25 protein-coding genes are annotated in these 24,472 nt (G+C 70.1%); 16 read left to right on the top strand and 9 right to left on the bottom strand.

What is annotated here, in order from left to right; all coding sequences use genetic code 11:
- Window positions 1-166: 166 nt before the first annotated feature.
- Complete coding sequence (gene moaA / locus ACW4TU_RS35680; protein ID WP_457420108.1) at window positions 167-1,156, top strand: GTP 3',8-cyclase MoaA; 990 nt, start codon at window positions 167-169, stop codon at window positions 1,154-1,156.
- A gap of 6 nt (window positions 1,157-1,162) precedes the next feature.
- On the opposite strand, the gene ACW4TU_RS35685 is transcribed toward moaA, so the two are convergent.
- Window positions 1,163-1,387, bottom strand: a complete 225-nt coding sequence (locus ACW4TU_RS35685; RefSeq protein ID WP_457420110.1) for a hypothetical protein — start codon at window positions 1,385-1,387, stop codon at window positions 1,163-1,165.
- Between the two features lie 208 nt (window positions 1,388-1,595).
- Window positions 1,596-1,994 carry a DUF3099 domain-containing protein gene (locus ACW4TU_RS35690; RefSeq protein ID WP_457420112.1) on the bottom strand — a complete coding sequence of 133 codons (399 nt, stop codon included), beginning with the start codon at window positions 1,992-1,994 and terminating at the stop codon, window positions 1,596-1,598.
- Between the two features lie 246 nt (window positions 1,995-2,240).
- Between ACW4TU_RS35690 and ACW4TU_RS35695 the strand changes: the two genes are divergently transcribed.
- Complete coding sequence (locus ACW4TU_RS35695) at window positions 2,241-2,516, top strand: GlsB/YeaQ/YmgE family stress response membrane protein (RefSeq protein WP_457420114.1); 276 nt, start codon at window positions 2,241-2,243, stop codon at window positions 2,514-2,516.
- 85 nt (window positions 2,517-2,601) lie between these two features.
- On the opposite strand, the gene tyrS is transcribed toward ACW4TU_RS35695, so the two are convergent.
- The 3 genes from tyrS to ACW4TU_RS35710 all read right to left on the bottom strand — a co-directional run bounded on the left by tyrS (window position 2,602) and on the right by ACW4TU_RS35710 (window position 6,850).
- Window positions 2,602-3,867 (bottom strand): tyrosine--tRNA ligase, encoded by a 1,266-nt coding sequence (gene tyrS, locus ACW4TU_RS35700; protein WP_457420116.1) that lies wholly within the window; start codon window positions 3,865-3,867, stop codon window positions 2,602-2,604.
- Between the two features lie 68 nt (window positions 3,868-3,935).
- On the bottom strand, window positions 3,936-5,330 hold the full coding sequence (locus ACW4TU_RS35705) for a metallopeptidase TldD-related protein (protein WP_457420118.1): 1,395 nt from the start codon (window positions 5,328-5,330) through the stop codon (window positions 3,936-3,938).
- The gene (locus ACW4TU_RS35710) at window positions 5,327-6,850 is read right to left on the bottom strand and encodes a TldD/PmbA family protein (protein WP_457420120.1); all 1,524 of its coding nucleotides are present in this window, start codon (window positions 6,848-6,850) and stop codon (window positions 5,327-5,329) included. Before ACW4TU_RS35710 ends, ACW4TU_RS35705 begins: the two co-directional genes overlap by 4 nt.
- A gap of 326 nt (window positions 6,851-7,176) precedes the next feature.
- Between ACW4TU_RS35710 and ACW4TU_RS35715 the strand changes: the two genes are divergently transcribed.
- The 6 genes from ACW4TU_RS35715 (at window position 7,177) to ACW4TU_RS35740 (ending at window position 11,125) form a co-directional block, all read left to right on the top strand.
- Window positions 7,177-8,340, top strand: a complete 1,164-nt coding sequence (locus tag ACW4TU_RS35715) for an SEC-C metal-binding domain-containing protein (RefSeq protein WP_457420122.1) — start codon at window positions 7,177-7,179, stop codon at window positions 8,338-8,340.
- A gap of 19 nt (window positions 8,341-8,359) precedes the next feature.
- Complete coding sequence (locus tag ACW4TU_RS35720) at window positions 8,360-8,545, top strand: hypothetical protein (RefSeq protein WP_457420124.1); 186 nt, start codon at window positions 8,360-8,362, stop codon at window positions 8,543-8,545.
- A gap of 5 nt (window positions 8,546-8,550) precedes the next feature.
- On the top strand, window positions 8,551-8,937 hold the full coding sequence (locus ACW4TU_RS35725; protein WP_457420126.1) for a PIN domain-containing protein: 387 nt from the start codon (window positions 8,551-8,553) through the stop codon (window positions 8,935-8,937).
- A gap of 160 nt (window positions 8,938-9,097) precedes the next feature.
- Window positions 9,098-9,802 carry a 3-oxoacyl-[acyl-carrier-protein] reductase gene (gene fabG / locus ACW4TU_RS35730; protein WP_457420128.1) on the top strand — a complete coding sequence of 235 codons (705 nt, stop codon included), beginning with the start codon at window positions 9,098-9,100 and terminating at the stop codon, window positions 9,800-9,802.
- Window positions 9,803-9,807: 5 nt separating this feature from the next.
- Window positions 9,808-10,575, top strand: a complete 768-nt coding sequence (gene fabI, locus ACW4TU_RS35735; protein ID WP_457420130.1) for an enoyl-ACP reductase FabI — start codon at window positions 9,808-9,810, stop codon at window positions 10,573-10,575.
- A 196-nt stretch (window positions 10,576-10,771) separates the two neighbouring features.
- Complete coding sequence (locus ACW4TU_RS35740; RefSeq protein ID WP_457420132.1) at window positions 10,772-11,125, top strand: hypothetical protein; 354 nt, start codon at window positions 10,772-10,774, stop codon at window positions 11,123-11,125.
- Here the strand turns inward: ACW4TU_RS35740 and ACW4TU_RS35745 are convergent.
- Entirely contained in the window at window positions 11,100-11,789 is a 690-nt protein-coding gene (locus ACW4TU_RS35745; protein WP_457420134.1) for a FadR/GntR family transcriptional regulator, read from the bottom strand. The two genes, ACW4TU_RS35740 and ACW4TU_RS35745, sit on opposite strands and share 26 nt — an antisense overlap.
- Before the next feature lie 46 nt (window positions 11,790-11,835).
- Here ACW4TU_RS35745 and ACW4TU_RS35750 point away from each other — a divergent pair, with 46 nt between their 5' ends.
- The 4 genes from ACW4TU_RS35750 to ACW4TU_RS35765 all read left to right on the top strand — a co-directional run bounded on the left by ACW4TU_RS35750 (window position 11,836) and on the right by ACW4TU_RS35765 (window position 14,312).
- On the top strand, window positions 11,836-13,161 hold the full coding sequence (locus tag ACW4TU_RS35750) for a CynX/NimT family MFS transporter (protein ID WP_457420136.1): 1,326 nt from the start codon (window positions 11,836-11,838) through the stop codon (window positions 13,159-13,161).
- 66 nt (window positions 13,162-13,227) lie between these two features.
- Window positions 13,228-13,344 carry an SGM_5486 family transporter-associated protein gene (locus ACW4TU_RS35755; protein WP_105974872.1) on the top strand — a complete coding sequence of 39 codons (117 nt, stop codon included), beginning with the start codon at window positions 13,228-13,230 and terminating at the stop codon, window positions 13,342-13,344.
- Between the two features lie 157 nt (window positions 13,345-13,501).
- Window positions 13,502-13,708: a hypothetical protein gene (locus ACW4TU_RS35760; RefSeq protein WP_457430489.1), complete on the top strand. Its 207-nt coding sequence runs from the start codon at window positions 13,502-13,504 to the stop codon at window positions 13,706-13,708.
- An 85-nt stretch (window positions 13,709-13,793) separates the two neighbouring features.
- Window positions 13,794-14,312: a SixA phosphatase family protein gene (locus ACW4TU_RS35765; protein WP_457420138.1), complete on the top strand. Its 519-nt coding sequence runs from the start codon at window positions 13,794-13,796 to the stop codon at window positions 14,310-14,312.
- Window positions 14,313-14,411: 99 nt separating this feature from the next.
- On the opposite strand, the gene serB is transcribed toward ACW4TU_RS35765, so the two are convergent.
- Together serB and ACW4TU_RS35775 are read right to left on the bottom strand one after the other, a co-directional pair.
- A complete protein-coding gene (gene serB, locus ACW4TU_RS35770) occupies window positions 14,412-15,614 on the bottom strand; it encodes a phosphoserine phosphatase SerB (RefSeq protein WP_457420140.1) in 1,203 nt (400 codons plus the stop codon).
- Window positions 15,615-15,719: 105 nt separating this feature from the next.
- The gene (locus ACW4TU_RS35775) at window positions 15,720-17,843 is read right to left on the bottom strand and encodes a streptophobe family protein (RefSeq protein ID WP_457420142.1); all 2,124 of its coding nucleotides are present in this window, start codon (window positions 17,841-17,843) and stop codon (window positions 15,720-15,722) included.
- 240 nt (window positions 17,844-18,083) lie between these two features.
- On the opposite strand from ACW4TU_RS35775, the gene ACW4TU_RS35780 reads away from it, so the two are divergent.
- Entirely contained in the window at window positions 18,084-20,585 is a 2,502-nt protein-coding gene (locus ACW4TU_RS35780; protein ID WP_457420144.1) for an ABC transporter ATP-binding protein/permease, read from the top strand.
- Window positions 20,586-20,672: 87 nt separating this feature from the next.
- Here ACW4TU_RS35780 and ACW4TU_RS35785 read toward each other — a convergent pair whose 3' ends face one another.
- Window positions 20,673-21,410 carry a transglycosylase SLT domain-containing protein gene (locus ACW4TU_RS35785; RefSeq protein WP_457420146.1) on the bottom strand — a complete coding sequence of 246 codons (738 nt, stop codon included), beginning with the start codon at window positions 21,408-21,410 and terminating at the stop codon, window positions 20,673-20,675.
- A 494-nt stretch (window positions 21,411-21,904) separates the two neighbouring features.
- Between ACW4TU_RS35785 and ACW4TU_RS35790 the strand changes: the two genes are divergently transcribed.
- The 3 genes from ACW4TU_RS35790 (at window position 21,905) to chpE (ending at window position 24,077) form a co-directional block, all read left to right on the top strand.
- Window positions 21,905-23,050 (top strand): GAF domain-containing sensor histidine kinase, encoded by a 1,146-nt coding sequence (locus tag ACW4TU_RS35790; protein WP_457420148.1) that lies wholly within the window; start codon window positions 21,905-21,907, stop codon window positions 23,048-23,050.
- Window positions 23,043-23,684: a response regulator gene (locus ACW4TU_RS35795; RefSeq protein WP_457420150.1), complete on the top strand. Its 642-nt coding sequence runs from the start codon at window positions 23,043-23,045 to the stop codon at window positions 23,682-23,684. The genes ACW4TU_RS35790 and ACW4TU_RS35795 overlap by 8 nt, the downstream gene beginning before the upstream one ends.
- Window positions 23,685-23,831: 147 nt before the next feature.
- Window positions 23,832-24,077, top strand: coding sequence for a chaplin ChpE (gene chpE, locus ACW4TU_RS35800; protein WP_457420152.1), 246 nt, complete (start codon window positions 23,832-23,834; stop codon window positions 24,075-24,077).
- The last annotated feature ends 395 nt before the right edge of the window (window positions 24,078-24,472 follow it).

The raw sequence follows: 24,472 nt of genomic DNA on the forward strand, positions 1-24,472 counted from the left end.
CCGGTTCGCCGGCAAGGCACCGCGTGGGGCTGTCGTAGGGATCTACGGCGGCCCCACGCCGCATCCTGTGGCATCGGGCCGGCCTCGTTGTCGGTGGGGTCACGTAGGCTCGCAGGTGCAGGAGAAACTTCTACCCACGCGATCCGCTACGAGGGAGGGGGCCCACGTGCTCATCGACACCTACGGCCGAGTCGCCACCGATCTGCGCGTCTCCCTGACCGACCGCTGCAACCTGCGGTGCACGTACTGCATGCCCGAGGAGGGCCTGCAGTGGCTGGCCAAGCCGGACCTGCTCACGGACGACGAGATCGTCCGCCTCATAGACATAGCCGTCCGCATCCTGGGCATCGAAGAGGTCCGCTTCACCGGCGGCGAGCCGCTGCTGCGCCCTGGCCTGGTCGGCATCGTGGAGCGGGTCGCCGCCCTGGCCCCACGCCCCCAGATGTCCCTGACGACGAACGGCATCGGCCTGGGCCGTACGGCGACCGCCCTGAAGGCGGCGGGCCTGGACCGCGTCAACGTCTCCCTGGACACCCTCCGCCCGGACGTCTTCAAGACCCTCACCCGCCGCGACCGCCACAAGGACGTCATCGCGGGCCTGGAAGCCGCCCGCGAGGCCGGCCTGACCCCGGTGAAGGTCAACACGGTGCTGATGCCGGGGCTCAACGAGGACGAGGCTCCGGACCTTCTCGCCTGGGCGGTCGAGCACGACTACGAACTGCGCTTCATCGAGCAGATGCCCCTGGACGCCCAGCACGGCTGGACGCGCGAGGGCATGGTCACCGCCGGTGACATCCTCGCCTCCCTCCGCACCCGCTTCGACCTGACGGAGGAGGGCACCGACGAACGCGGCTCGGCCCCCGCCGAGCGCTGGCTGGTCGACGGCGGCCCGCACCGCGTGGGCGTCATCGCCTCCGTCACCCGCCCGTTCTGCGCCGCCTGCGACCGCACCCGGCTGACGGCCGACGGCCAGATCCGCACCTGCCTCTTCGCCCGCGAGGAGACGGACCTGCGAGCGGCCCTCCGCTCCGGCGCACCCGACGAGGAGGTGGCCCGCATCTGGCGCGAGGCCATGTGGGGCAAGAAGGCGGGCGCGGGCCTCGACGACCCGTCGTTCGTCCAGCCGGACAGGCCGATGTCGGCGATCGGGGGCTGAAGCGGCTCAGCTGTCCGGAGACTCCCAGGCCTCGAGTTTCACGACGTCCTTGAGGAATCCCCGCACCCCCAGGAACTGCGACAGGTGCTCGCGATGCTCCTCGCACGCGAGCCACGTCTTCCGCCGCTCCGGCGTGTGCAGTTTCGGGTTGTTCCAGGCGAGCACCCACTCCGCGTCCGCCCGGCATGCCTTGGCGGAACAGATGGGGGAATCAGGGTCTGGACTGATCATCTGCTGACCCTAACCCGGCGGAAACAGGGCTCAAAAGGCGACGCCGAGCAGCCACGGGGGGAGCTGCCCGGCGTCGGTCTGTCGCTCCGACGGGGGATGCGGAGCGCGTACGAAGTATGTCACGGGGAACCGTCCGACCGGCACCGGAACTTCATGATTGATCTGAGCTTTTCTTGAGCTTCGCGACGCTGTACGCACTGACTTCTGGTCAGGATCGTTCGCGCGGATTGCCCCGTACTCCGGCCCCCTGATCGCCCCCGGCGTCATCCGCCGAGGATTCGGCGAAGCCCTCTTCAGGCCGGGGCGGTGTGATCATCGGCCGCACCGGAACCGTCACGAACGTCGACGGGAGCCCCGGCGCGTTCTCCCGGCCCGCGTTGGCGATCACCACGGAGATGTAGGGCAGGACCATGCCGAGCACCAACGCCACGAACGCGACGTGCCGTTCGACGTTCCAGAGCACCGCCGCGAGGACCACGGCCACCGTGCGCACGGACATGGAGATGATGTACCGGCGCTGTCTGGCACGGACATCGTCCGCGAGCCCCTGCCGGGCCCCGGTGATCCGGAAGACCTGGGCGCCGCCGCTGTTGCTCCGCTTCCGCATCACGTTCCACCATCCACCCGAATCGGACACGCCCCGGCCCGTACCCCGCGCCGAACCCGGTCGGTAAACCAGGCCCGGACCGATTCCACGTTACGCCGCGCCTGCGCCGCCTACGAGACCGGGGCATCTTCCGTCGGGGTGACCCGGCTGCGCCGTACCGCGTACCGAGGTCCCCGACATGCGCCGTAGCGCGAACAGGCCGACACTGGGCGTAATGCTCACGTAGAGCCGTACGAGGAGGCATCCATGGGCTGGTTGTGGGCGATCATCGTGGGATTCGTGCTGGGTCTGCTGGCCAAGGCGATCATTCCGGGCAAGCAGCACAGCCCGCTCTGGCTGACGACCATCTTCGGCATCATCGGTGCCGTCATCGGCAACGCGATCGCACGAGGTCTCGGTATCGACGAGACGAGCGGCATCGACTGGGGCCGACACGCGCTCCAGCTCGCTGTGGCCGTCGTGATCGTGTTCCTGGGCGACATGGCGTACTCGATGATGCGCGGCAGGAGACAGCGGGCCTAGCGGTACGTGTGAAGGGGGCGGCCCTGTCGATCGGGCCGCCCCCTTCACACGTATACGCGACAGGCATCCGCCACCTGCGGACCGGTCAGCCGGTGACCTCCACCGCCGCGAGGTTCTTCTTGCCCCGGCGCAGGACCAGCCACCGCCCGTGCAGCAGGTCCTCCTTCGTGGGAACCGCGTCCTCGGCGGTGACCTTCGTGTTGTTCACGTAGGCGCCGCCCTCCTTCACCGTGCGCCGCGCGGCGGACTTGCTGGCCACCAGCCCGACCTCGGCGAACAGGTCGACGACCGGCCCCGCCTCGGCGACCTGGATGTGCGGCACCTCGGAGAGGGCCGCGCTCAGCGTCCGCTCGTCCAGCTCACTCAGCTCGCCCTGGCCGAAGAGGGCCTTGGACGCGGCGATCACGGCGGCCGTCTGCCCGGCGCCGTGCACCAGCGTCGTCAGCTCCTCGGCGAGCGCGCGCTGGGCGGCCCGCGCCTGCGGACGCTCCGCGGTCTGCGCCTCCATCGCCTCCAGCTCCTCCCGGGACCGGAAGGACAGGATGCGCATGTACGCCGAGATGTCCCGGTCGTCCACGTTCAGCCAGAACTGGTAGAACGCGTACGGCGTCGTCATCTCCGGGTCGAGCCAGATGGCGCCGCCCTCGGTCTTGCCGAACTTGGTGCCGTCCGCCTTCGTCATCAGCGGTGTCGCCAGCGCGTGCGCGGAGGCTTCCGGCTCGAGACGGTGGATCAGGTCGAGACCGGCGGTGAGGTTGCCCCACTGGTCGCTGCCGCCCTGCTGGAGCGTGCAGCCGTACCTCCGGTACAGCTCCAGGAAGTCCATGCCCTGGAGGAGCTGGTAGCTGAACTCCGTGTAACTGATGCCCTGGTCCGACTCCAGACGACGGGCGACCGAGTCCTTCGTCAGCATCTTGTTGACGCGGAAGTGCTTGCCGATGTCCCGGAGGAACTCGATGGCGGACAGGCCGGCCGTCCAGTCCAGGTTGTTCACCATCACCGCGGCGTTCTCGCCCTCGAAGGACAGGAACGGCTCGATCTGCGCGCGGAGCCGGGTCACCCAGTTGGCGACCGTCTCCGGGTCGTTCAGCGTGCGCTCCGCGGTGGGACGCGGATCGCCGATCTGACCGGTCGCCCCGCCGACCAGGGCCAGCGGACGCAGGCCGGCCTGCTGGAGGCGGCGCATGGTGAGCACCTGCACCAGATGACCGACGTGCAGACTGGCCGCGGTCGGGTCGAAGCCGCAATAGAACGTGACGGGACCGTCCGCGAGAGCCTTGCGCAAAGCGTCCTCGTCGGTGGACTGGGCGAACAGCCCGCGCCACTTCAGCTCGTCGACGATGTCCGTCACGGTTCTCGTATCTCCTTGAGTGGTCTTCACGCAGTTCTACGGCAGCCGAGTGACTACCGGCAACGAGGTTATACGCCCTGACTGACAGAGCTCATATTGAAGTCCGGCACCCGCAGCGCCGGCATCGCGGCCCTGGTGAACCAGTCGCTCCACTCCCGGGGCAGCGTCTTCTCCGTACGCCCCGCCTCGACGGCCCGCCCGAGCAGGTCCACCGGCGACTCGTTGAACCGGAAGTTGTTGACCTCCCCGCTGACCTCGCCGTTCTCGACGAGGTACACCCCGTCACGGGTCAGGCCGGTCAGCAGCAGGGTGGCCGGGTCGACCTCGCGGATGTACCAGAGGCAGGTCAGCAGCAGCCCGCGCTCGGTGTTCGCGACCATCTCCTCCAGGGACTTGTCCTCACCCCCGTCCAGGACGATGTTCCCGATCGCCGGGGACACGGGCAGGCCGGTCAGCCCGGCGGTGTGCCGGGAGGTGATCAGCCGGTTCAGTTCGCCCTCGCGGATCCACTCCGTGGCGCTCAGCGGCAGCCCGTTGTCGAACACCGACTGGTCGTCGCCGGAGGAGTGGGCGAGGAGGAAGGGGGAGGCCTCCAGGCCGGGTTCGTTCGGGTCGCTGCGCAGCGTCAGCGGCAGCTCGGTGAGCCTCTCGCCGATACGGGTCCCGCCACCCGGCTTGGAGAACACCGTGCGCCCCTCGGCGGCGTCCCGCGCGGACGCCGACCACATCTGGTAGATCAGCAGGTCGGCGACGGCGGTCGGCGGCAGGAGCGTCTCGTACCGTCCGGCGGGCAGCTCGATCCGCCGCTCCGCCCAGCCGAGGCGTACGGCGAGTTCGGCGTCGAGGGCGGCCGGATCGACGTCCTTGAAGTCCCGCGTCGACCGTCCGGCCCACGCCGAGCGCGTACGGTCCGGGGACTTGGCGTTCAGCTCCAGCGTCCCGTTGGGCTGGTCATGACGCAGGCGCAGCCCCGTCGACGTACCGACATAGCTCGACACCAGCTCGTGGTTGGCGAAGCCGTACAGCTCCCGGCCGCCCGCACGCGCGCGTGCGAACGCCTCACCGAGCGCCGGCGCGAAGTCGGCAAACACCGCGGACGAGGTCTCGGCGGGCGCGTCCCTGAAGTCGCCGGACTCCGGCACACCCGCGACCAGCGCCTGGGCGTCCTCCGCGGGCCCGGCACCGCGCGCGGCGGCCTCGGCGGCCCGTACGAGCGGCTCCAGCTCGTCGGCGGTGACGGCGGCCCGGGAGACCACCCCGGAGGCCGTGCCCTGCTTGCCGCCGACGGTGGCGACGACCGTGAGCGTGCGCCCCCGGGTGACCCCGTTGGTGGTGAGGGCGTTGCCCGCCCAGCGCAGATTGGCGGTCGACTCCTCGTCGGCGATGACGACACACCCGTCGGCCCGGGAGAGCTCGATGGCCCGCTCGACGATTTCGTGCGGCTTGATCAAACGGGTGCTCATCGACCGGCCTCCTGCGTGGTGTTCAGAATGTTGACGCCCCTGAAGAGGGCCGACGGGCATCCGTGGGACACGGCCGCGACCTGCCCCGGCTGGGCCTTGCCACAGTTGAAGGCACCGCCCAGGACGTATGTCTGCGGACCGCCGACGGCCGCCATGGAACCCCAGAAGTCGGTGGTCGTCGCCTGGTAGGCCACGTCCCGCAACTGCCCGGTGATCCGGCCGTTCTCGATCCTGAAGAACCGCTGCCCGGTGAACTGGAAGTTGTAGCGCTGCATGTCGATCGACCAGGACCGGTCCCCGACGACATAGATCCCGCGGTCGACGCCGCCGATGAGATCCTCGGTCGCCAGCCCGCCCGGGTCCGGCCGCAACGACACATTGGCCATGCGCTGCACGGGCACATGCCCGGGCGAGTCGGCGTAGGCGCACCCGTTGGACCGCTCGAACCCGGTCAGCTTCGCGATCCGCCGGTCCAGCTGGTACCCCACGAGGGTGCCGTCCTTCACCAGGTCCCACGACTGGCCGGCGACGCCCTCGTCGTCGTAGCCGATGGTCGCCAGGCCGTGTTCGGCGGTGCGGTCACCGGTGACGTTCATCAGCTCGGAGCCGTACCTGAGCTTGCCGAGCTGGTCGAAGGTAGCGAAGGACGTGCCCGCGTACGCCGCCTCGTAGCCGAGGGCCCGGTCCAGCTCGGTGGCGTGGCCGATGGACTCGTGGATGGTCAGCCACAGGTTCGACGGGTCGACGACCAGGTCGTACAGCCCCGCCTCGACGCTCGGCGCCCGCATCTTCTCGGCGAGCAGCTCGGGGATCTGTTCGAGCTCGGACTCCCAGTCCCAGCCCCGGCCCGTGAGGTACTCCCAGCCGCGCCCGACGGGCGGCGCGATGGTCCGCATCGAGTCGAACTCGCCGCTCGACTCGTCGACGGAGACGGCCGTGAACTGCGGGTGGAGGCGCACCCGTTGCTGGGTGGTGACGGTCCCCGCGGTGTCGGCGTAGAACTTGTTCTCGTGCACCGTGAGCAGCGAGGCGTCGACATGGTTGACCCCGTTCGCCGCGAGCAGCCGCCCACTCCACTCGGCCAGCAGGCCCGCCTTCTCCTCGTCGGGCACGGTGAACGGGTCGATCTCGTACGACGAGACCCACGTCTTGTCGACGTGGACCGGCTCGCCGGCCAGCTCCACGCGCTCGTCGGACCCCGCCGCCTTGATCACCTGGGCGGACAGTTTCGCCATGGCCACGGCCTGCGAGGCGACCTTCGCGGCGGCGTCCATGCTCAGATCCACGCCCGACGCGAAGCCCCAGGTGCCGCCGTGCACCACCCGTACCGCGTACCCCAGGTCCGTGGTGTCCGACGTGCCGGACGGCTTGGCGTCCCGCAGCCGCCAGGACGCGCTGCGCACCCGCTCGAACCGGAAGTCCGCGTGGTCGGCACCGAGCGCACGCGCGCGTGCCAGGGCGGCGTCGGCCAAAGCACGTAGGGGCAGTGCCAGGAATGACTGATCGACTTCATGAGGCACGGGTGGGATCCCTTCGGGGTGCTCTCCTGCGATGGCCGTCACGGGCAGTGAATCATGTTGCACCCGCTGGATCCTCAGGAAATACGTACGGTCCCGGCCGGAGGCGCAAACTGGAGAAAGTCCTGCCAGGAGCGGTCCGCCGGGACAGCGGGACAACCCGGAACAGCCCGGCACTCGTACGCGTACGACGAAATCGCCTCCTCCTGGACACGCGTCCTCGGCAGGGAGGGAACCGAGGCTGGTGGGTGACCGGGTGTCGATCACCCGTGCGAGTGATCCGCAGGAGTGTCCGGTCGCGTCAACTCCGCCCGTACTACGGTGGATTCATGTCCAGCAAGCGCCGCACCAGCGGCAGGAGCAGCAAGAACAAGAGCGCGCGTACGAACGGGCGCGCCCTCGCACCCCGCCCCGGCGCATCCCCTCCGACCCGGGACGACCACACCAGGTTCGCGCAGGAGAGCGAGGAACTGGCGGAGCGGTATCCCGAGGACCGTGAGCAGTTGCTGATGGAAGCCGCCGACGCGTGGAGCGACGCGGGTGAGTACGACCGGGCGGTCGCCCTGTACGAGCGGTTCCTGGACCCGGAGGGCGAAGGCTGCGCGGAACCGGACCTCGTCGACGCCTTCCGCATCGGTACGTTGTGGGACGCCGGGCGGGAAGAGGAAGCCCGCGCGGCGGTCACCGCCTTCCGTAAGCGGCACCCCCGGGACGCGGGCGCCTGGAACTTCGTCGCCGAGGCCTTCGAAGAGCGGGGTGAGACGGCCACGGCCGCCGAGTGCTACACGGCCGGTGTCACGCACGCTCTCGGCACGGGTGCACCGGTGACGGTGGACACGGTCGAGGCGGACCCGCACCACTTCGACGTCGGGACGCTCTTCATCGGGCGCCACCGGGTGCGCAGACTGCTCGACGAGCCGCACGACGACTGGGACGACGTGGCCGACGCGCTGCACGAGCGGCGCGCGTCTCCCCTGCTCGGCCGGGTGAACACGCTGGACGAGAGGCACGATCCGGTCCGGCTCAGGCGGCTGAAGGAGGAGGGCTCGGTGATGCTGGAGGACGAGCTCAGGGGGCTGCTGGACAGCCTGCCGGCCGACGACCGTCCCACCCGTGCCACCCTGCGGAGCGTCTGCGTCCTGTACTGGCCGCCGGAGGAGTTCGCCCAGCTCCTGACCCGCTGGCCGAAGGCGGCGGACGCCTACGGCGACGACCAGGCCGGCCACCGGCGCCAGGTCGAGCGGACACTACGCGAACTCTCCGACGAAGGAGCCCCCAGCCTCGCGGTCGGTCACGCCACGCTGACCGGCTTGACGGCCTACGCGGCCGGAGATGGTGGATCACCCGACTCACCGGCCACCCGTTCCGCGTACGGAGCCGAACTCGCCCGCAGGGGCGAGGCGGCCGACTGGCCACCGCCCCGCAACGGTCCGTGCTGGTGCGGCTCGGAGCGCAAGTACAAGAAGTGCTGCGGAAACCCGGCGCTCGACTGAAGCGACGGGATCGCCCCGCATGAATGTACTGCTGCCGGGTGCCGGGCCGGTCGCCCGCTACTCCGACCTCGTCGCCCAGGGCAGGACCCGGCTGAAGGCGGCCACCACCTCCGACCTGGACCGCCTGCCCGGCTACGACCTGCCCGCCGATGCTCCCGACCCGGTCGGGCTTCTCCTGGCCGAACGTGATGAGGACGACCGTTGATCTCCATGGGTTCCTCGGCCCTGCTGACGCCACTGACAGGTCGTACCCGAGCGGCCGAACTCCGGGAATTCCTTGCCCGGCGCCCCGGTCTTCCCATGGGCACCAGCACCGTCGGGATGGTCGAGACGGTTCGGCAACTCGACAAGGTCGGGTCGTTCCCGAACGCGTTGGCCGAACTGGACCGTATGGTCACCGAGATCCTCCTGACCGAGGAGGTGCGAGACCTGGCGACCAGGGTTCCGGCCACGCTCCGGTCTCTCGACGCCATCCAGGTGGCGAGTGCCCTGGTCATCGAGGACGCGCTCGACTCGCTTGTCACCTACGACAAACGGATGCCGGACGCGGCCCGGGAGGCCGGACTGCCGGCCCACGCGCCCGGTGCGGCCGGCTGACCCAGGCACACCGACTGTAGGGACCCGACAGGACCAGGGGTGAGCCACTGTCGGTGCCCGATTGTCCGCGGGCATGGGGGGACCGATAGGTTTTCGGGGAAGCAGCCTGTCAACCCGGGTGTTCGGACAGGTCCTGAACCGCTATCGAAAGGGTGATCCGTTGAGCCGCTCGGTTCTCGTCACCGGAGGCAACCGGGGCATCGGCCTCGCCATCGCCCGCGCGTTCGCCGATGCCGGCGACAAGGTCGCCATCACGTACCGTTCCGGTGAGCCACCGGCAGGCTTCCTCGCCGTCAAGTGCGACATCACCGACACCGAGCAGGTGGAGCAGGCCTACAAGGAGATCGAGGCGGAGCACGGCCCGGTCGAGGTCCTCGTCGCCAACGCCGGTGTCACCAAGGACCAGCTTCTGATGCGGATGTCCGAGGACGACTTCACGTCCGTCCTCGACACCAACCTCACCGGCACCTTCCGCGTCGTCAAGCGTGCCAACCGCGGCATGCTCCGCGCCAAGAAGGGCCGCGTCGTCCTGATCTCGTCGGTCGTCGGGCTGTACGGCTCGCCGGGGCAGGCCAACTACGCCGCCTCCAAGGCCGGTCTCGTCGGGTTCGCCCGCTCCCTCGCCCGTGAGCTGGGCTCCCGCAACATCACGTTCAACGTGGTCGCGCCCGGCTTCGTCGACACCGACATGACCAAGGTCCTCACCGAAGAGCAGCGCAAGGGCATCGTCGCCCAGGTGCCGCTCGGCCGGTACGCGCAGCCGGAGGAGATCGCCGCGACGGTGCGGTTCCTCGCCTCGGACGACGCCTCGTACATCACTGGAGCCGTCATCCCCGTTGACGGCGGACTGGGAATGGGTCACTGATCACCATGAGCGGAATTCTCGAGGGCAAGCGCGTCCTGATCTCCGGTGTGCTGATGGAGTCCTCCATCGCCTTCCACGCCGCCAAGCTGGCCCAGGAGCAGGGTGCCGAGATCATCCTGACCGCGTTCCCGCGGCCCACGCTGACCGAGCGCATCGCCAGGAAGCTTCCCAAGCCCACCAAGGTCGTGGAGCTCGACGTCACGAACGAGGAGCACCTGGGCCGCCTGGCCGACCTCGTCGGCGAGGAGCTCGGCGGTCTCGACGGCGTCGTCCACTCCATCGGCTTCGCCCCGCAGGACGCCCTCGGCGGCAACTTCCTCAACACGCCGTTCGAGTCCGTGGCCACCGCCATGCACGTCTCGGCGTACTCCCTGAAGTCGCTCACCATGGCCTGTCTGCCGCTGATGCAGAACGGCGGCTCGGTCGTCGGCCTCACCTTCGACGCCCAGTACGCCTGGCCGCAGTACGACTGGATGGGCCCGGCCAAGGCCGCCCTGGAGGCCACCAGCCGCTACGTGGCGCGCGACCTGGGCAAGCAGAACATCCGCTGCAACCTCATCTCCGCGGGCCCGCTCGCCTCGATGGCCGCCAAGTCCATCCCAGGCTTCAGTGACCTGGCCGCCGTGTGGGACAACCGCTCCCCGCTGGAGTGGGACCTCAAGGACCCGGAGCCGGCCGGCCGCGGCATCGTCGCCCTGCTGAGCGACTGGTTCCCGAAGACCACCGGCGAGATCATCCACGTGGACGGCGGGCTGCACGCGATCGGCGCGTGACCACTGCCGCTGCCGTCAAAGGCTCGGCCGACATTTCGAGGGCCCGCGTTCCGTTCCGGCGCGGGCCTTCGGCGTGCCGGTGCGCCGTCACCCGTTCGGCTCATCCGATCGGGCGGGGGAGAGAGGTAACTGGGCACTCTGGATTACGCGTTCACCTCGCGTTCCCTCCCCAGCACGGCCGAGGAGGTTCCCCCTTGTGCGCCTGTTCCGCAGCTTCGCCCCGCTGCTCGTCGCCGCCGCCCTCATAGCAGGCCTTCCGTACGAGGCCGTTCCGCACACGCGCGTGGAGGGACGACAACAGGAGCGGCCCGAGCCCTTCGGCTCCACCTGCCACACCCGGGTCACCGGCTCCAGGGTGACCGCCTACTGCCACAACCCCTATGTGCCCGCCGACCGCGTACGTCTGCACATCGAGTGCGACCGCTGGTGGGACCTCGACAGCGACGGCTCCTCGGTCGAGGCCGGGCCCGCGGAGACGGTACGGCTCACCGGCCGCTGCTGGAAGGAAGTCCGCTCCGTGTGGGTCAGCCACCAGAAGCGGACGACCTGAGCCGGCACGCGAACGGATAACCCGCCGCCTCCCTGGCGGCAGCCGCCGCGTCACCGGCGCGGATCGCTTCGACGAGCGGGGCGTGGTCCACGTACGTCCGAGGGGTCAGCTTCCCGCCCACGTCGTCGCGCAGCCAGTCCCGCAGCACCTCACCCAGGTCCGCGTACATCGCCGTCATCACGTCGTTGTGGGACGCGGCCACCACCGCCATGTGCAGGCTCGCGTCGGCCGTCACGAACGCCTCCGCGTCGCCGGACGCCCAGGCCTCCTCCCGGCGCCCCAGAAGCGCGTCCAGCTGCTTGAGGTCGCGTTCGGTGCGTCGCAGGGCCGCCAGCTCGGCCGCGCCCGACTCCAGCGTGGACCGCAGCTCGGCGATGTGCCGGGGGTCGGCGTCGGCGAACCGGCGGTGCATCACACCGGCCAGTTCACTGGTCGCCACGACGTACGTGCCCGAGCCCTGGCGGATGTCCAGCAGTCCGTTGTGGGCGAGAGCCCGGACCGCCTCACGGACCGTGTTCCGGGCCACCCCGAGCTGCGCGACCAGCTCGGGCTCGGTCGGGATGCGCGAGCCGACGGGCCACTCACCCGAGGTGATCTGGTTCCGCAGTGCGGCGATGACCTGCTCGGACAGGGCCGATCGACGGGGGTGGCTCAGCGGCGGCATGGCACATCTTCGCACGAGGGAGTACAACCAATCATCCTATGATTCTATGCTGGGTGTCATGGTGAGCGAGGAAACCCGGACGACGACGTCCACAGCCATGTCCGTACGCGGCTCGACCGAGCCGGAGAAACAGAGCGGGGGGCCGGCCACGCGCGCGTGGGTCACGCGGCTGGTCGTCGTCGGCATCGTGCTGTCCGCCCTCAACCTCCGGCCCGCCATCACCAGCCTCGGCGCCCTCCTCGAAGAGGTGCGTGACGGACTCGGCATGAGCGGCACCGCGGCCGGGGTGCTCACCTCCGTACCCCCGTTCTGCTTCGCACTCTTCGGCGTCATGGCGCCGCGCCTGGCCCGCCGCTTCGGTGTCGGCGCGGTCGTCTGCGCGGGCATGGCCGCCATTGCCGCAGGCCTGGCGATCCGCCCCTGGACGGGCACCGCGGCCGGGTTCCTGGCCGCCAGCGCGCTCGCCCTCATGGGCATCGCGGTCAGCAACGTCCTGATGCCGGTCGTCGTCAAGCGCTGGTTCCCGGACCGGGTCGGTTCCATGACGGGCCTGTACTCGATGGCCCTCGCCCTCGGTACCGCCGCCGCGGCGGCGATCACCGTGCCCATGACCGAAGCGCTGGGCGGGAGTTGGCGGTCGGGACTGACCGTCTGGGCGGTTCTCGCGGCGGCGGCCGTGGTGCCCTGGATCCCGCTGGCACGGGAACGGGGCACGGGCGGGTCGAAGGGGGAGGCGCCCTCCGCGCGCGGGACGTCCGTCACGGGGGAGGAGGGCGCCGGGGCACTGCGCATCACCCGCAGCCGCACGGCCTGGGCGCTCGCCGTGTTCTTCGGGCTCCAGGCCACCGCCGCCTACGTCACCATGGGCTGGATGGCGCAGATCTTCCGGGACGCGGGCGTCCCGGCAGGCACCGCCGGACTGCTGCTGGCCGTGACCATGGCGATGGGGGTGCCGCTCGCCTTCGTCATCCCGCGCGTCGCCACGCGCCTGCCACGCCAGGGGCCCATCGTGGTCGTCCTCGGCTGCTGCGGACTTCTCGGATACGCGGGCCTCTACATCGCGCCGGCGGGCGGCGCCTGGGCCTGGGCCGTACTGCTCGGCATCGCCAACTGCGCCTTCCCGCTGGCCCTCACGATGGTCGGGATGCGGGCCAGGACGGGCGCGGGCGTCGCCCAGCTGTCGGCCTTCGCCCAGAGCGCCGGTTACCTGATCTCCATCCCGGGGCCCCTCGTCGTCGGCGTTCTCTACCAGCACAGCGGCGGCTGGGGGCTGCCGCTCGCGCTGATGGCGGGCCTGCTGCTGCCGCAGATGGTCGTGGGCGTACTGGCGGGACGTGATCGCACCGTGGAGGACGAGGCTGCGGTCCGCTGACCCCACCCCACCAGATGCGGACACCCCGGGAGTACGGACGGGCGGGGCGGGTGCGAAACTGGCGGTATGCCAGTGCTCGACCCGAACCCCCAGAACGGCCAGAAGAAGATGCTGCTCGTCTTCGGCTCTTTCTTCGCCATCTTCGTGATCATCGCCGTCATCGCGACGATCGCCTCACCGTGAGAACCGTTGGTGGGGATATCCCCACCAACCCCTAGGGGGCGAGTCTCAGGGTCAAGTGGGTGGATCACCGGATGGGTTGAGGGCCGGGGGTTCCGTAACTTCGAGGTGTGGCCGCGAGATGCCGGCCACGGACCGCTCGAAGACCCACGGAGGCATCATGTCGGCCCGCACGCACTCCCGGCCCCTCCCGGCGACCACGCGTGGAGTCGACATACGGCTGCCGTGGTGGGCCCTGGCCCTGCCGACGCTGGCGTTCGTCGCACTGCTCGTACTGATGCTGAACCCGACCGACGCACAGGCCGCGACGGGGGACCCGGCCATCGCTCACTTCCTTGAGCGCGCACGCGACCTGGTGACGCGCTGAGCGCCGTGAATACCTCTTTCCCACCTGCGGAGCCGCCCGTCAACTCCCTGCGCCCCATGGCGTGTTTCATGCGAAGCTGGGTGCCATGAGCGTCGCAGAACCCCGCAGGATCGTCCTCTTCCGGCACGCGAAAGCAGACTGGCCCCAGGTCGCCGACCACGAGCGGCCACTCGCTGACCGGGGCCGCAAGGACGCCGCTGTCGCCGGGCGCAAACTGGCCGACACCGGCATCCCTTTCGACCTGGCTCTCTGCTCCACGGCAGCCCGGACCCGCGAGACCTGGAAACTCGCCGTCCAGGAGTTCCCGCGACGGCCGAAGACCGTCTATGAGGAGCGGATCTACGACGCCTCACCCGGCGAGCTCATCGCCCTGCTCAACGAAACCTCGGACGACATCCAGAACGTGGTCCTGATCGGCCACAATCCAGGAGTGCAGGCCCTCACCGACATCCTGGCCGGCGAGTCCGAGAGCGACCTCCGTACAAGGCTGTCCAGCCGAGGCTTCCCGGCGGCGGCCTTCGCGACCCTGTCCTTCACAGGCTCCTGGAAGGTCCTGGAGCCAAAGACGGCAACACTGCTCGACTTCTGGGCACCGACGGAGTAGGCCCCGGTGCCAGCAGGCGGCACAGCCTGTGCCGCCTGCTGGCCCGGCTGAAGCACAGGCCCCACCGAAGAGTCGCCGCCCCACGAAACTCCCAGCGGACTACTCCTGCGTATCCGCCGCCTCGACCTCTTCCCGAGTGACCCCCAGCAGATACAGCACGGTGTCCAGGAAGGGAAAGTTGACCGCCGTGTGCGCGGCCTCCCGCACGACCGGCTTGGCGTTGAAGGCGACACCGAGCCCCGCCGCGTTCAGCATGTCCAGGTCGTTCGCCCCGTCACCGATCGCCACGGTCTGATCCAGCGGCACCCCGGCCTCCGCCGCGAACCGCCGCAGCAGCCGGGCCTTGCCCGCCCGGTCCACGATCTCGCCGACAACCTTGCCCGTCAGTTTCCCGTCGACGATCTCCAACGTGTTGGCCTGGGCGAAGTCCAACCCGAGCCGCTCCTTCAGATCATCCGTGACCTGGGTGAACCCACCCGAGACGACACCCACCTCGAAGCCGAGCCGCTTCAGCGTACGGATCAGCGTGCGCGCCCCCGGCGTGAGCCGGACCTCGCTGCGCACCTTGTCCACCACCGACGCGTCGAGCCCCTTGAGCAGCGCCACCCGCGCGTGCAGCGACTGCTCGAAGTCCAGTTCCCCGCGCATCGCGGCGGCGGTCACCTTGGCGACCTCGTCCTCACATCCCGCGTGCGCGGCGAAGAGCTCGATCACCTCGTCCTGGATGAGCGTCGAGTCCACGTCCATGACGACCAGCCGCTGGGCCCGCCGGTGCAGCCCCGCCGCGACGACCGCGACATCGACACCCAGTGCCGCCGCGTCGGTGACCAGCGCGGTGCGCAGTAGCTCGGTCGCGACCCCGGAGACGGCGAACTCGACCGCCGTCACGGGATACTTGGCGAGCCGGAAGATACGGTCGATGTTGCCGCCGGTCTGGGTGATCCGTGCGGCGATCGCGGCGGTCGACTCGGCGGTCAGCGGATGACCGAGCACGGTGACGACGGAACGCCCGAGCCCGCGCGGCCGGTTGTCACCGAGCCCGGAGATGATCTCCGCCTGCATCTTCATGGACTCCGCCCAGCTGTGGACGGTGGCCCGCAGATCGCCTTCGAGCCCGGCAGGCGGCTGTGTCACGAGCGCGCACAGCACCATGCGGCCACGCGTGACGACCTGCTCGATGTCGACCACGTCCACGGAGTAGGCGGCAAGCGTGTCGAACAGACCAGCGGTGATGCCCGGCCTGTCCTTGCCGAAGATTTTGACGAGAAGAGTGGGTACGTCAGCGGTCTGCGTAGCGTTCATGGTGTTTCCACCGTATCCGGCACCCAGTGCCTACCGCGCACATGGTCCGCCTGACGGACGGAAAACAATATGTTTCGCGGGGATGGCGAAGACCTTACGAGCAGGTCAGCGCCGCCCTTTGGGGGTGCGTGGCGGTGGCGGTGGCGGGGGAGGAGGCGGCGGAGGCGGAGGGGTCCGTTTCTCCGGCCCGGACTCCGACGAGCCGCCCCCGGGCCGTCCGGGCCGTCGCGGCGGCGAGAACGGCCTGGCCACGGTGGGAAGACCGTACATGTTCTCGGGCGGCTGCTCCCCTTCACCCGGACCGCCTCCGTTGCCCGAACGGCCCCCGTCGACCGAGCCGCGCTCCTCACCGGAACCGCCCCGCTCACCGGACTCGGCGCCCCTGTCCGGCCCGTTCCCCGCACCGGAACCGGTCCGCTCGGGCGCACTGCTCCCGTCGGGTGACCGTGCTCCCGTACGCGGGGCGTCGGGCGCCCACCCGCCCTCGTAGGGCCGTCGGCTGTCCGGACTCCACCCGCCTTCGTAGGGCTGACCGGCCCCGGGGCCGTCCCCGTAGGGCCGCCCCGTCCCGCCCGGCCGCGCGTCCTCGGGTTCGACAAGCCCCTCGGGCAGCCGTAGATACGGATTGGTGTCGCGGTTGGGCGGCCGGTACGGCGAGTTGGGCACGTACGGGCCGGCGTACGGACCGGGGCCGCCGGCCTGCTCCGGGTGAACTCCGTACCGCGCTTCCTCGGCCGCCGTACGTATCCCCCCGCTCGTCTGCACAGCCGCCGGCGGCCCGCCCTGCCCCGCCCACGCGTCACCCAGTGCCAACGGCACCGCCCGCCACCCCGCCGCCCCGCTCACGTACGCCAGCAGCGCGCCGACGGCTCCCGCGCCCGCACCCCACACCGCGCCCAGCAGCAGGGCCGCGACCAGTTGCCCGTGCAGTTCGATTCCGGCGCCGAACGCGTCGAAGCCCAGGACCGAGATCGAGGCGTCCGCGGACACCCCCGCCAGCCAGGCGAACAGCGGCAGCGCCACCGCGGTCACCACCCCCAGCCGCAACGCGCACCGGCCGGCGAAACGCAGGGCACCCGGATCCCGCACGGCGAGGGGCACCCGCCCGTCGACGTCGTCCGGGCCGACACCCCGGGCCAGCGGTGTCCGGGCCGCCGCCAGGATGCCCGCGAGCAGCATCATCAGGACCGCCGCGACCCCCAGCAGCCACACCCGGCTGTCCAGCTCGGCCAGTTTGCCGAGGCTGACCGACTGGTCGTCCGCCGAGCTGAGGAGCCGGTCCAGGGGGTCCGGGAGGACGTTCACCAGCACCCCGGACGCACTTCCGTCGAACGGGACGAAGAGGCCGATCGCGATCCCCAGCCAGACTCCGTTGGGGGCGCCGAGCAGCGCCGCGCCCGCGATGCGCTGGGGATGGGCGTCGCCGATCGCCGCGTACGCCGCCGCCGCGAACCCCGCCGCCACCGCCACCAGCGCCACGGTGACCAGGGCGGACGCAGCCGGACGCACGACGCGGTGGACCGCTTCCCAGCCGCGTGGCAGGGGAGTACGGCGGGAGGCCAGGAGGGCGATCGCCAGGACTCCGGCCGCCCAGACCAGGCCCCCGAGCAGGGTGGGGAGCGTGTCGACGGTGAAGCCGACCGCCGCCTTCGCGTCGATGAGGTCGCCGACCCGGTCGGGCAGCAGCCCGCTGATGTCACCGAGCCCGGGGACGTCGATGCCCCCGCCGTCCCCGCCGCCCGTGCCCGGCAGACCGTCGAGGCCCAGGCTGCCGCCGTCGATGGTGATGAGGTCGTGCCCCGCCCAGGCCAGCCCGCCCAGCGTGGCCACGAACAGGGCGATCACCGTGCCCGCGCGCGTGAGGAGTTCGGCCGGCGAGATCACCGCTCCCGCCCCGCGCAGGGACCGTAGGAAGAACCATGACAGGAGTACCGCGCCCACCAGACCGACGCCCAGTGGCGTGATCTCGACGGCGGTCGCCGCCTGGGCCCCTTTCAGGCCGAAGGCCGACACGTCACCGGACGGCGTGACCGAACCACCCGCCCCAAGTGCCACAACCGCCGCGGTCATCGGCCCGAGCGAGGCCGTGGCATCCGCCTCCAGCAGATGCAGACCGAGCGCGGCGGTGCCCGCCATTCCGATCAACGCCCAGCTCACAGAGGCGATCGCGGAGAGCAGCACGTCTCCCCACGGCAGCCTCCCGCCCTGCCCGGCGGTTTCGATGCCCATCGTCAGCCCCCGATCCGCGCGGCGGCGGTCCACCCCGCGTGTCCCCCTCGCGTGGGATTACCACTCTCCGGTCCGGTTTCCACCCCGTCAACGGCGCGTCGCCGTCCGCTTCCACGCCCCGTCCGCAAGGCCCGACTTTCGGTCAGGGGGCTGAGCCTGAAATAGTTCCCCCCGATGTTCGACATCCCTAGACTCCCCGTGTTGGGGCAAATTTCGGGGGACAACTCAGTGGGGCGCGGAGTGCCGGAACTCGTACTGGAATTGAACGAACGGATCTGGACGCTCGATTCGTCCAGGCCATACACCCTCGGGCGTGATCCGCAGGGGGACATCGTGCTCGATGACGCCAGGGTCTCCTGGCGGCACGCCACGATCAGCTGGGGTGGCCGGAGCTGGGTCATCGAGGACCACGGCAGCACCAACGGCACCTTCGTGCAGGGGCAGCGCATCCACCAGATGGAGATCGGGCCGGGCTCGGCCGTCCATCTCGGCAACGCGACCGACGGCCCGCGTCTGAACCTCTCCAGCAGCGCCGCCCCGGTCGCGACGCCGCAGGTGGCGCAGCCTCAGCAGCAGCCGTTCGCGGCCCAGGGCGCGAGCCCCGCCTGGGCCCAGCCCCAGCAGCAGGCGCCGGAACAGAGCTGGCCGCAGCAGCAGGCCGCCGCGGTCCCGCAGCAGCAGAGCCCCGGCCCGGGCGCGGGCGCGCCGCCGGTGTACGGCGACCGCAGCCCGACCACCTTCCACCAGCTGCACCTCGGCCGCGTGATGCGCATCGGCCGCGCCCTGGAGAACGAGCTGGTCGTCTCCGACCTCCAGGTCTCCCGCAACCACGCCGAGTTCCACGCGACGCCCGACGGCCGCTTCGAGATCCACGACCTGGGCTCGCACAACGGTACGTACGTCAACGGCATGCCGATCGCCAAGGGCGGCACCGCGCTGCTCGGCGCGAACGACATCGTCGGCGTCGGCCACTCCACGTTCCGCCTGGTCGGCGACCATCTCGAGGAGTTCGTCGACACCGGCGAGATCTCCTTCTCGGCCCGCCATCTGACGGTCACGGTCGACGGCGGCAAGCAGATCCTCAAGGACGTCTCCTTCGGCGTCCCCGAGAAGTCGCTGATCGCGGTCATCGGCCCGTCCGGCTCCGGCAAGTCGACGCTCCTGAAGGCGCTCACGGGCTACCGGCCCGCCAACCAGGGCGACGTCCTCTACGACAACCGCAACCTGTACAAGCAGTTCGCCGAGCTGCGCCAGCGCATCGGTCTGGTCCCGCAGGACGACATCCTGCACAAGGAACTGACCGTCAAGAAGGCCCTCAAGTACGCGGCCAAGCTGCGTTTCCCCGCCGACACCACGACGGAGGAGCGCGAGCACCGCATAGGCGAGGTCCTGCGCGAGCTGAAGCTCGACATCCACAAGGAGAAGAAGGTCACCTCCCTCTCCGGCGGCCAGCGCAAGCGCGTCTCGGTGGCCCTGGAACTGCTCACCAAGCCGTCGCTGATCTTCCTGGACGAGCCGACCTCCGGCCTCGACCCGGGCATGGACCGTGACGTCATGCAGCTGCTGCGCGGCCTCGCCGACGACGGCCGTACGGTTCTCGTCGTCACGCACTCCGTGGCCGAACTGGCGATCTGCGACAAACTCCTGGTGATGGCGCCGGGCGGCTCGGTGGCGTACTTCGGCCCGCCCGAGGAGGCGCTGAACTTCTTCGGCTACGACACCTGGGCCGACGTCTTCTCCTCCTTCGAGAACTACCGCGACTACGACTGGGCGGGACGCTGGAAGGGCTCGCAGCACTACCAGATGTACGCCGCGGACATCGACGCCGTCGCCCCGCAGTCCGTGGACATGCCCGCCGCACAGGCCATGCGCCCGCCCAAGCCGCAGGGCTGGGGCTCCCAGCTGATGACCCTGATCCGGCGGTACGTGACGGTCATCGTCTCCGACAAGGGCTTCCTGGCGCTGACGGTGATCCTGCCCGCGGTGCTCGGCGCGGTGAGCCTGCTCATCGACCCGGACAAGACCCTGCTGCCGGGCAAGGTGGGCAGGAACGGCCTCAACATCCCGAACGGCACGGCCACCACCGTCCTCCTCATCCTCGCGGTCGGCGCCTGCTTCGCCGGCGCCGCCAACTCCGTCCGCGAGCTGATCAAGGAACGGGTCATCTACGAACGGGAGCGCGCGACCGGCCTGTCGCGCTCCGCGTATCTGATGTCCAAGGTGATCGTCCTCGGCTTCATCACGGTCCTGCAGGGCCTCATGGTCGGTGCGATCGGCTTCTCCAGCCGCACGATCCCGGACGAGGGCCTGGTCTTCGGCAAGTTCGTGCTGCTCGAACTCTCCGTTCCGATCATGGCGCTCGGCTTCTCGTCGATGATGTTCGGACTGGTCATCTCCTCGCTGGTGAAGACCTCCGAGAAGACCATGCCGCTGCTCGTCATGTTCGCGATCATCCAGGTCGTGTTCACCGGCTGCCTGTTCATCCTGCACGGCAACATCGGCGTCAACGAGTTCTCGTACCTGATGCCGTCCCGCTGGGCGGTCGCCGCCGCGGGTGCCACGCTCGACTTCAACAAGATCAGCCCGAACGTCGACGATCCCGGCAGCACGGACCCCCTCTGGGACCACACGGCCACCGCCTGGGGCATCGACATGGTCGCCCTGATCGCCATCGGCGTGGTCTGCGGCTTCTTCGTGGCCCGCTTCCTGCGGCGCCACGAGCCCGAGGTCATGCGCAAGTGACCACGGCCGTACGACGGTGAAGGGCGGCACCCCGGTGGGGGTGCCGCCCTTTCGCCTGTACGTACGAGTCAGAGGTCCGCGCAGGCCTCAGTACGCGCCGTTGACGTTGTCGATCGAGCCGTACTTGTCGGCCGCGTAGTTGGCGGCGGCCGTGATGTTGGCGACCGGGTCGTAGATGCTCGTCGACGTACCGGAGACGTGGTACGCGTTGAAGGTCGGCTGGATCACCTGGAGCAGACCGATCGACGGGGTGCCGTTCTGGGCGTTGACGTCCCAGCCGTTGATGGCGTTCGGGTTGCCCGTCGACTCCCGCATGATGTTGCGGTACAGGCCGTTGTAGGAGCCCGGGATGCCCTTGTTCCCCATGATGTCGAGGGCCTCGCGGATCCAGCCGTCGAGGTTGTTGCCGTACGTCTTCGTGGCGGCCTTCTTGAGCGCGGCGCGCTTGGCGGACCGGCTCGCGGCCTTCTTCGCCCTGCGCTCCTTCGCGGCCTTCGCCGCGGCCTTCTTCTTCGCCGCGGCCTTCTTCGCCGCCGCCTTCTTCGCGGCAGCCACGTCGGCGGCCTTCTTCTTCGCCGCGGCGGCCTCGGCCTTCACGGTCGCGCCGGCCAGCTGGTCGGTGACGCTCGCCTTCACGTCCTTGACCTGCTCCTGGCTGAACACCACGGGAGCGGCGGAGACGGCCTCCGAGGTGGTCTGCGCGCTGCCCGGCACGAAGGTGAACGCGAGGGCGGCGGAGGCGAGCGTCGCGGCACCGGCGATCGCGAGCCTGCGGGTCCTGGCCGACGTACGACTATGACCAGGAGTGGCGGTGTTCTTGGACATGGCGGATGGACCTCTTCGAATAGCGCGGACGTCGCTCGGTGCCCGGGGGGACAGGCGTGCTTCCGGCACAAACGCCGCGGGCGGAACCCGCGGCGCTGAGCGACGGCTGCCATTCTTAGCGGCCGCAAAATCCTGTGGCAAAGGTGTGACGTACTACGGTGGGTAGTGGACCCAGGAAGGGCAAAATAGGACAGACCGGAGCGTCTTTCCCGCTCACCGGGTGGACGTTTGTCTCCTATGGTCTCTAGTAAGTGATGTGGGTCCTATGTGCGGGGTCACATCGGCCGACCGTCCGTCTCACCATTAGTTGCGAGAGCAATGCTCAGCGTGAGGGGCATGCTGCAGGCCTCCTCCGGAAGGATGGAGATGCGCGTCCCCGGACTCGTGCCACAGGGCCACCATGCGGTGGGCCCCTCGCCCTAGGCCCGACGGCCTAGGCGGGGGCCGCCACAGGACGGATACGCACTGTCACACCCCGCCGGTACCGTGAGGGCATGAGTCAAGGACCCCGGTCCGGTCTGTCCGCGGTGAGCGCCGCGCTGCTGGCCATGAGCAGGCACCTGGAGGTGCGCGACGTCCTCAAGACGATCGTCACCTCCGCCAGAGAGCTGCTCGACGCTCAGTACGCGGCGCTGGGGGTCCCGGACGACCACGGCGGCTTCGCCCAGTTCGTGGTCGACGGCGTCAGCGACGCCCAGTGGAAGGCCATCGGCCCGCTTCCGCGCCAGCACGGCATCCTCGCCGCGATGCTGCGCGAGGCCCGCCCCCAGCGCCTGGCCGATGTCCGCGAGGATCCGCGCTTCGAGGGCTGGCCGTCCGCCCACCCCGACATGTCCGATTTCCTGGGCCTGCCGATCCGGGACGGCGACGAGGTGCTGGGCGCACTGTTCCTCGCCAACAAGAACTGTCCGAAACCGTCCGGCGGCTGCGGCTTCACCGAGGACGACGAAGACCTCCTCGCCATCCTCGCCCAGCACGCGGCGATCGCCCTGACCAACGCCCGCCTCTACGAGCGTGGCCGCGAACTGACCATCGCCGAGGAACGCTCCCGCCTCGCCCACGAACTGCACGACGCGGTCAGCCAGAAACTGTTCTCCCTGCGCCTGACGGCCCAGGCCGCCGCCACCCTCGTGGACCGCGACCCCGCCCGCGCCAAGGGCGAGCTGCAGCAGGTGGCCGCGCTCGCCGCGGAGGCGGCCGACGAACTGCGCGCGGCGGTCGTGGAGCTGCGCCCCACGGCCCTGGACGAGGACGGTCTGATCGCCACGCTCCGCACCCACATCCAGGTCCTCGACCGCGCGCACTCCGCGCACGTGACCTTCGACAGCCGCGGGGTCCGCGCCCTGCCGGCCGCCCAGGAGGAGGCCCTGCTGCGGGTGGCCCAGGAGGCCCTGCACAACGCGCTGCGGCACTCCGGGGCAGCCCGGGTGGAGGTGACCCTCGCGAAGCGCGGCCAGGGCGCCGCCCTGCGCGTCACCGACGACGGCAGCGGCTTCGACCCGACGGCGGTACGCAGCGCCGGACGTCACCTCGGCCTGGTCTCGATGCGGGACCGGGCGAGCGGGGTCGGCGGCCGGCTGGACGTGGAATCGGCGCCAGGAAAGGGCACCACGATCGAGATGGAGGTCCCCGGTGGCTGAAGCAATCAAGGTGCTGCTCGTCGACGACCACCAGGTGGTCCGCCGGGGCCTGCGCACGTTCCTCGAAGTGCAGGACGACATCGAGGTCGTGGGCGAGGCGTCGGACGGCGCCGAGGGAGTCGACCGCGCGGAGGAACTGAAACCCGACGTCGTCCTCATGGACGTCAAGATGCCGGGCATGGACGGCGTCGAGGCGCTGCGCAGACTCCGCGAACTCGACAACCCCGCGCGCGTGCTGATCGTCACGAGCTTCACCGAGCAGCGCACGGTGGTCCCCGCACTGCGCGCGGGCGCCGCCGGATACGTCTACAAGGACATCGACCCGGACGCCCTCGCCGGCGCCATCCGCTCCGTGCACGCCGGACACATCCTGCTCCAGCCCGAGGTCGCCGGTGCGCTGCTGGCCCAGGAGGAGACGCACTCGGGCCAGGGGAGGGGCGGCTCGCTCACCGAGCGGGAGCGGGAGGTGCTGACCCTGATCGCGGACGGCCGCTCGAACCGGGAGATAGCCCGTGCCCTGGTGCTGTCCGAGAAGACGGTCAAGACGCATGTCTCGAACATCCTGATGAAACTCGACCTGGCGGACCGTACACAGGCTGCGTTGTGGGCGGTACGTCACGGTGTGGCCGGATGACCGGCAACCCGGAACGTTCCCTTCCGGGCTGAGATTCATACCGTCGTGGGAATGTCCCCCGGATGGCGCATCCTTCGTGGATCTCCGGCGTTCTTCAGTGCGTGCCGCGGCGACCTGCCGCGGTGAACGCAAAGGGAGGGCTCAGACATGAAGAACCTGAAGAAGGCCGCTGCTGTGACGATGGTGGCGGGTGGCCTGATCGCCGCCGGTGCCGGCTTCGCCTCCGCCACGGAAGGCTCGCACGCAGGCGGCCAGGCCGTCGGCTCGCCGGGCGTCGCCTCGGGCAACCTCATCCAGGCCCCGGTGCACATCCCGGTGAACGCGGTGGGCAACAGCGTCAACGTCATCGGCGTGCTGAACCCCGCCTTCGGCAACCTCGGCCTCAACCACTGAGGTGCTGACGTCCTGACCTCCGGCCTCCCGGGTACGCCCGGGAGGCCGGTCGGATACGGCGGACCGACCCAAACGGGCACTCTGCCTCCGGGGTCCGTATCGCCCGCAACCGCAGGAGGACGTCCCCATGAACATCGCCAAGAAGGCCGCCGTGGCCGTCACCATCGCCGGTGCCCAGGTGTGACCGCGAAGTCGCCCGGCGTGAGGTCGGGCAACCTCGGCCAGGTCCCCGTGCACGTTCCGGTCAACGTGGTCGGCGACAGCCCCGCGAACGAGCATCCGGTTCGCGGGGCTTCCTTTCAGCCCGTCCGGCGTTCGGGCAGGAGGCCGTTCAGGCCGAAGCGGGGGTCTGGGGGCGCGGCCCCCAGCAGAGGCCCACACCAACAGACCCGCAC

The organism is Streptomyces kryoterrae (assembly GCF_054072135.1).

What these genes read in the sequence shown, in the direction of transcription:
- ACW4TU_RS35685 (WP_457420110.1), bottom strand. Translation starts at nt 1,387, where the DNA reads ATGATCAGTCCAGACCCTGATTCCCCCATCTGTTCCGCCAAGGCATGC.
- ACW4TU_RS35690 (WP_457420112.1), bottom strand. Translation starts at nt 1,994, where the DNA reads ATGCGGAAGCGGAGCAACAGCGGCGGCGCCCAGGTCTTCCGGATCACC.
- ACW4TU_RS35695 (WP_457420114.1), top strand. Translation starts at nt 2,241, where the DNA reads ATGGGCTGGTTGTGGGCGATCATCGTGGGATTCGTGCTGGGTCTGCTG.
- ACW4TU_RS35705 (WP_457420118.1), bottom strand. Translation starts at nt 5,330, where the DNA reads ATGAGCACCCGTTTGATCAAGCCGCACGAAATCGTCGAGCGGGCCATC.
- ACW4TU_RS35715 (WP_457420122.1), top strand. Translation starts at nt 7,177, where the DNA reads ATGTCCAGCAAGCGCCGCACCAGCGGCAGGAGCAGCAAGAACAAGAGC.
- ACW4TU_RS35720 (WP_457420124.1), top strand. Translation starts at nt 8,360, where the DNA reads ATGAATGTACTGCTGCCGGGTGCCGGGCCGGTCGCCCGCTACTCCGAC.
- ACW4TU_RS35725 (WP_457420126.1), top strand. Translation starts at nt 8,551, where the DNA reads ATGGGTTCCTCGGCCCTGCTGACGCCACTGACAGGTCGTACCCGAGCG.
- fabI (WP_457420130.1), top strand. Translation starts at nt 9,808, where the DNA reads ATGAGCGGAATTCTCGAGGGCAAGCGCGTCCTGATCTCCGGTGTGCTG.
- ACW4TU_RS35745 (WP_457420134.1), bottom strand. Translation starts at nt 11,789, where the DNA reads ATGCCGCCGCTGAGCCACCCCCGTCGATCGGCCCTGTCCGAGCAGGTC.
- ACW4TU_RS35750 (WP_457420136.1), top strand. Translation starts at nt 11,836, where the DNA reads ATGCTGGGTGTCATGGTGAGCGAGGAAACCCGGACGACGACGTCCACA.
- ACW4TU_RS35755 (WP_105974872.1), top strand. Translation starts at nt 13,228, where the DNA reads ATGCCAGTGCTCGACCCGAACCCCCAGAACGGCCAGAAGAAGATGCTG.
- ACW4TU_RS35760 (WP_457430489.1), top strand. Translation starts at nt 13,502, where the DNA reads ATGTCGGCCCGCACGCACTCCCGGCCCCTCCCGGCGACCACGCGTGGA.
- ACW4TU_RS35765 (WP_457420138.1), top strand. Translation starts at nt 13,794, where the DNA reads ATGAGCGTCGCAGAACCCCGCAGGATCGTCCTCTTCCGGCACGCGAAA.
- serB (WP_457420140.1), bottom strand. Translation starts at nt 15,614, where the DNA reads ATGAACGCTACGCAGACCGCTGACGTACCCACTCTTCTCGTCAAAATC.
- ACW4TU_RS35775 (WP_457420142.1), bottom strand. Translation starts at nt 17,843, where the DNA reads ATGGGCATCGAAACCGCCGGGCAGGGCGGGAGGCTGCCGTGGGGAGAC.
- ACW4TU_RS35785 (WP_457420146.1), bottom strand. Translation starts at nt 21,410, where the DNA reads ATGTCCAAGAACACCGCCACTCCTGGTCATAGTCGTACGTCGGCCAGG.
- ACW4TU_RS35790 (WP_457420148.1), top strand. Translation starts at nt 21,905, where the DNA reads ATGAGTCAAGGACCCCGGTCCGGTCTGTCCGCGGTGAGCGCCGCGCTG.
- chpE (WP_457420152.1), top strand. Translation starts at nt 23,832, where the DNA reads ATGAAGAACCTGAAGAAGGCCGCTGCTGTGACGATGGTGGCGGGTGGC.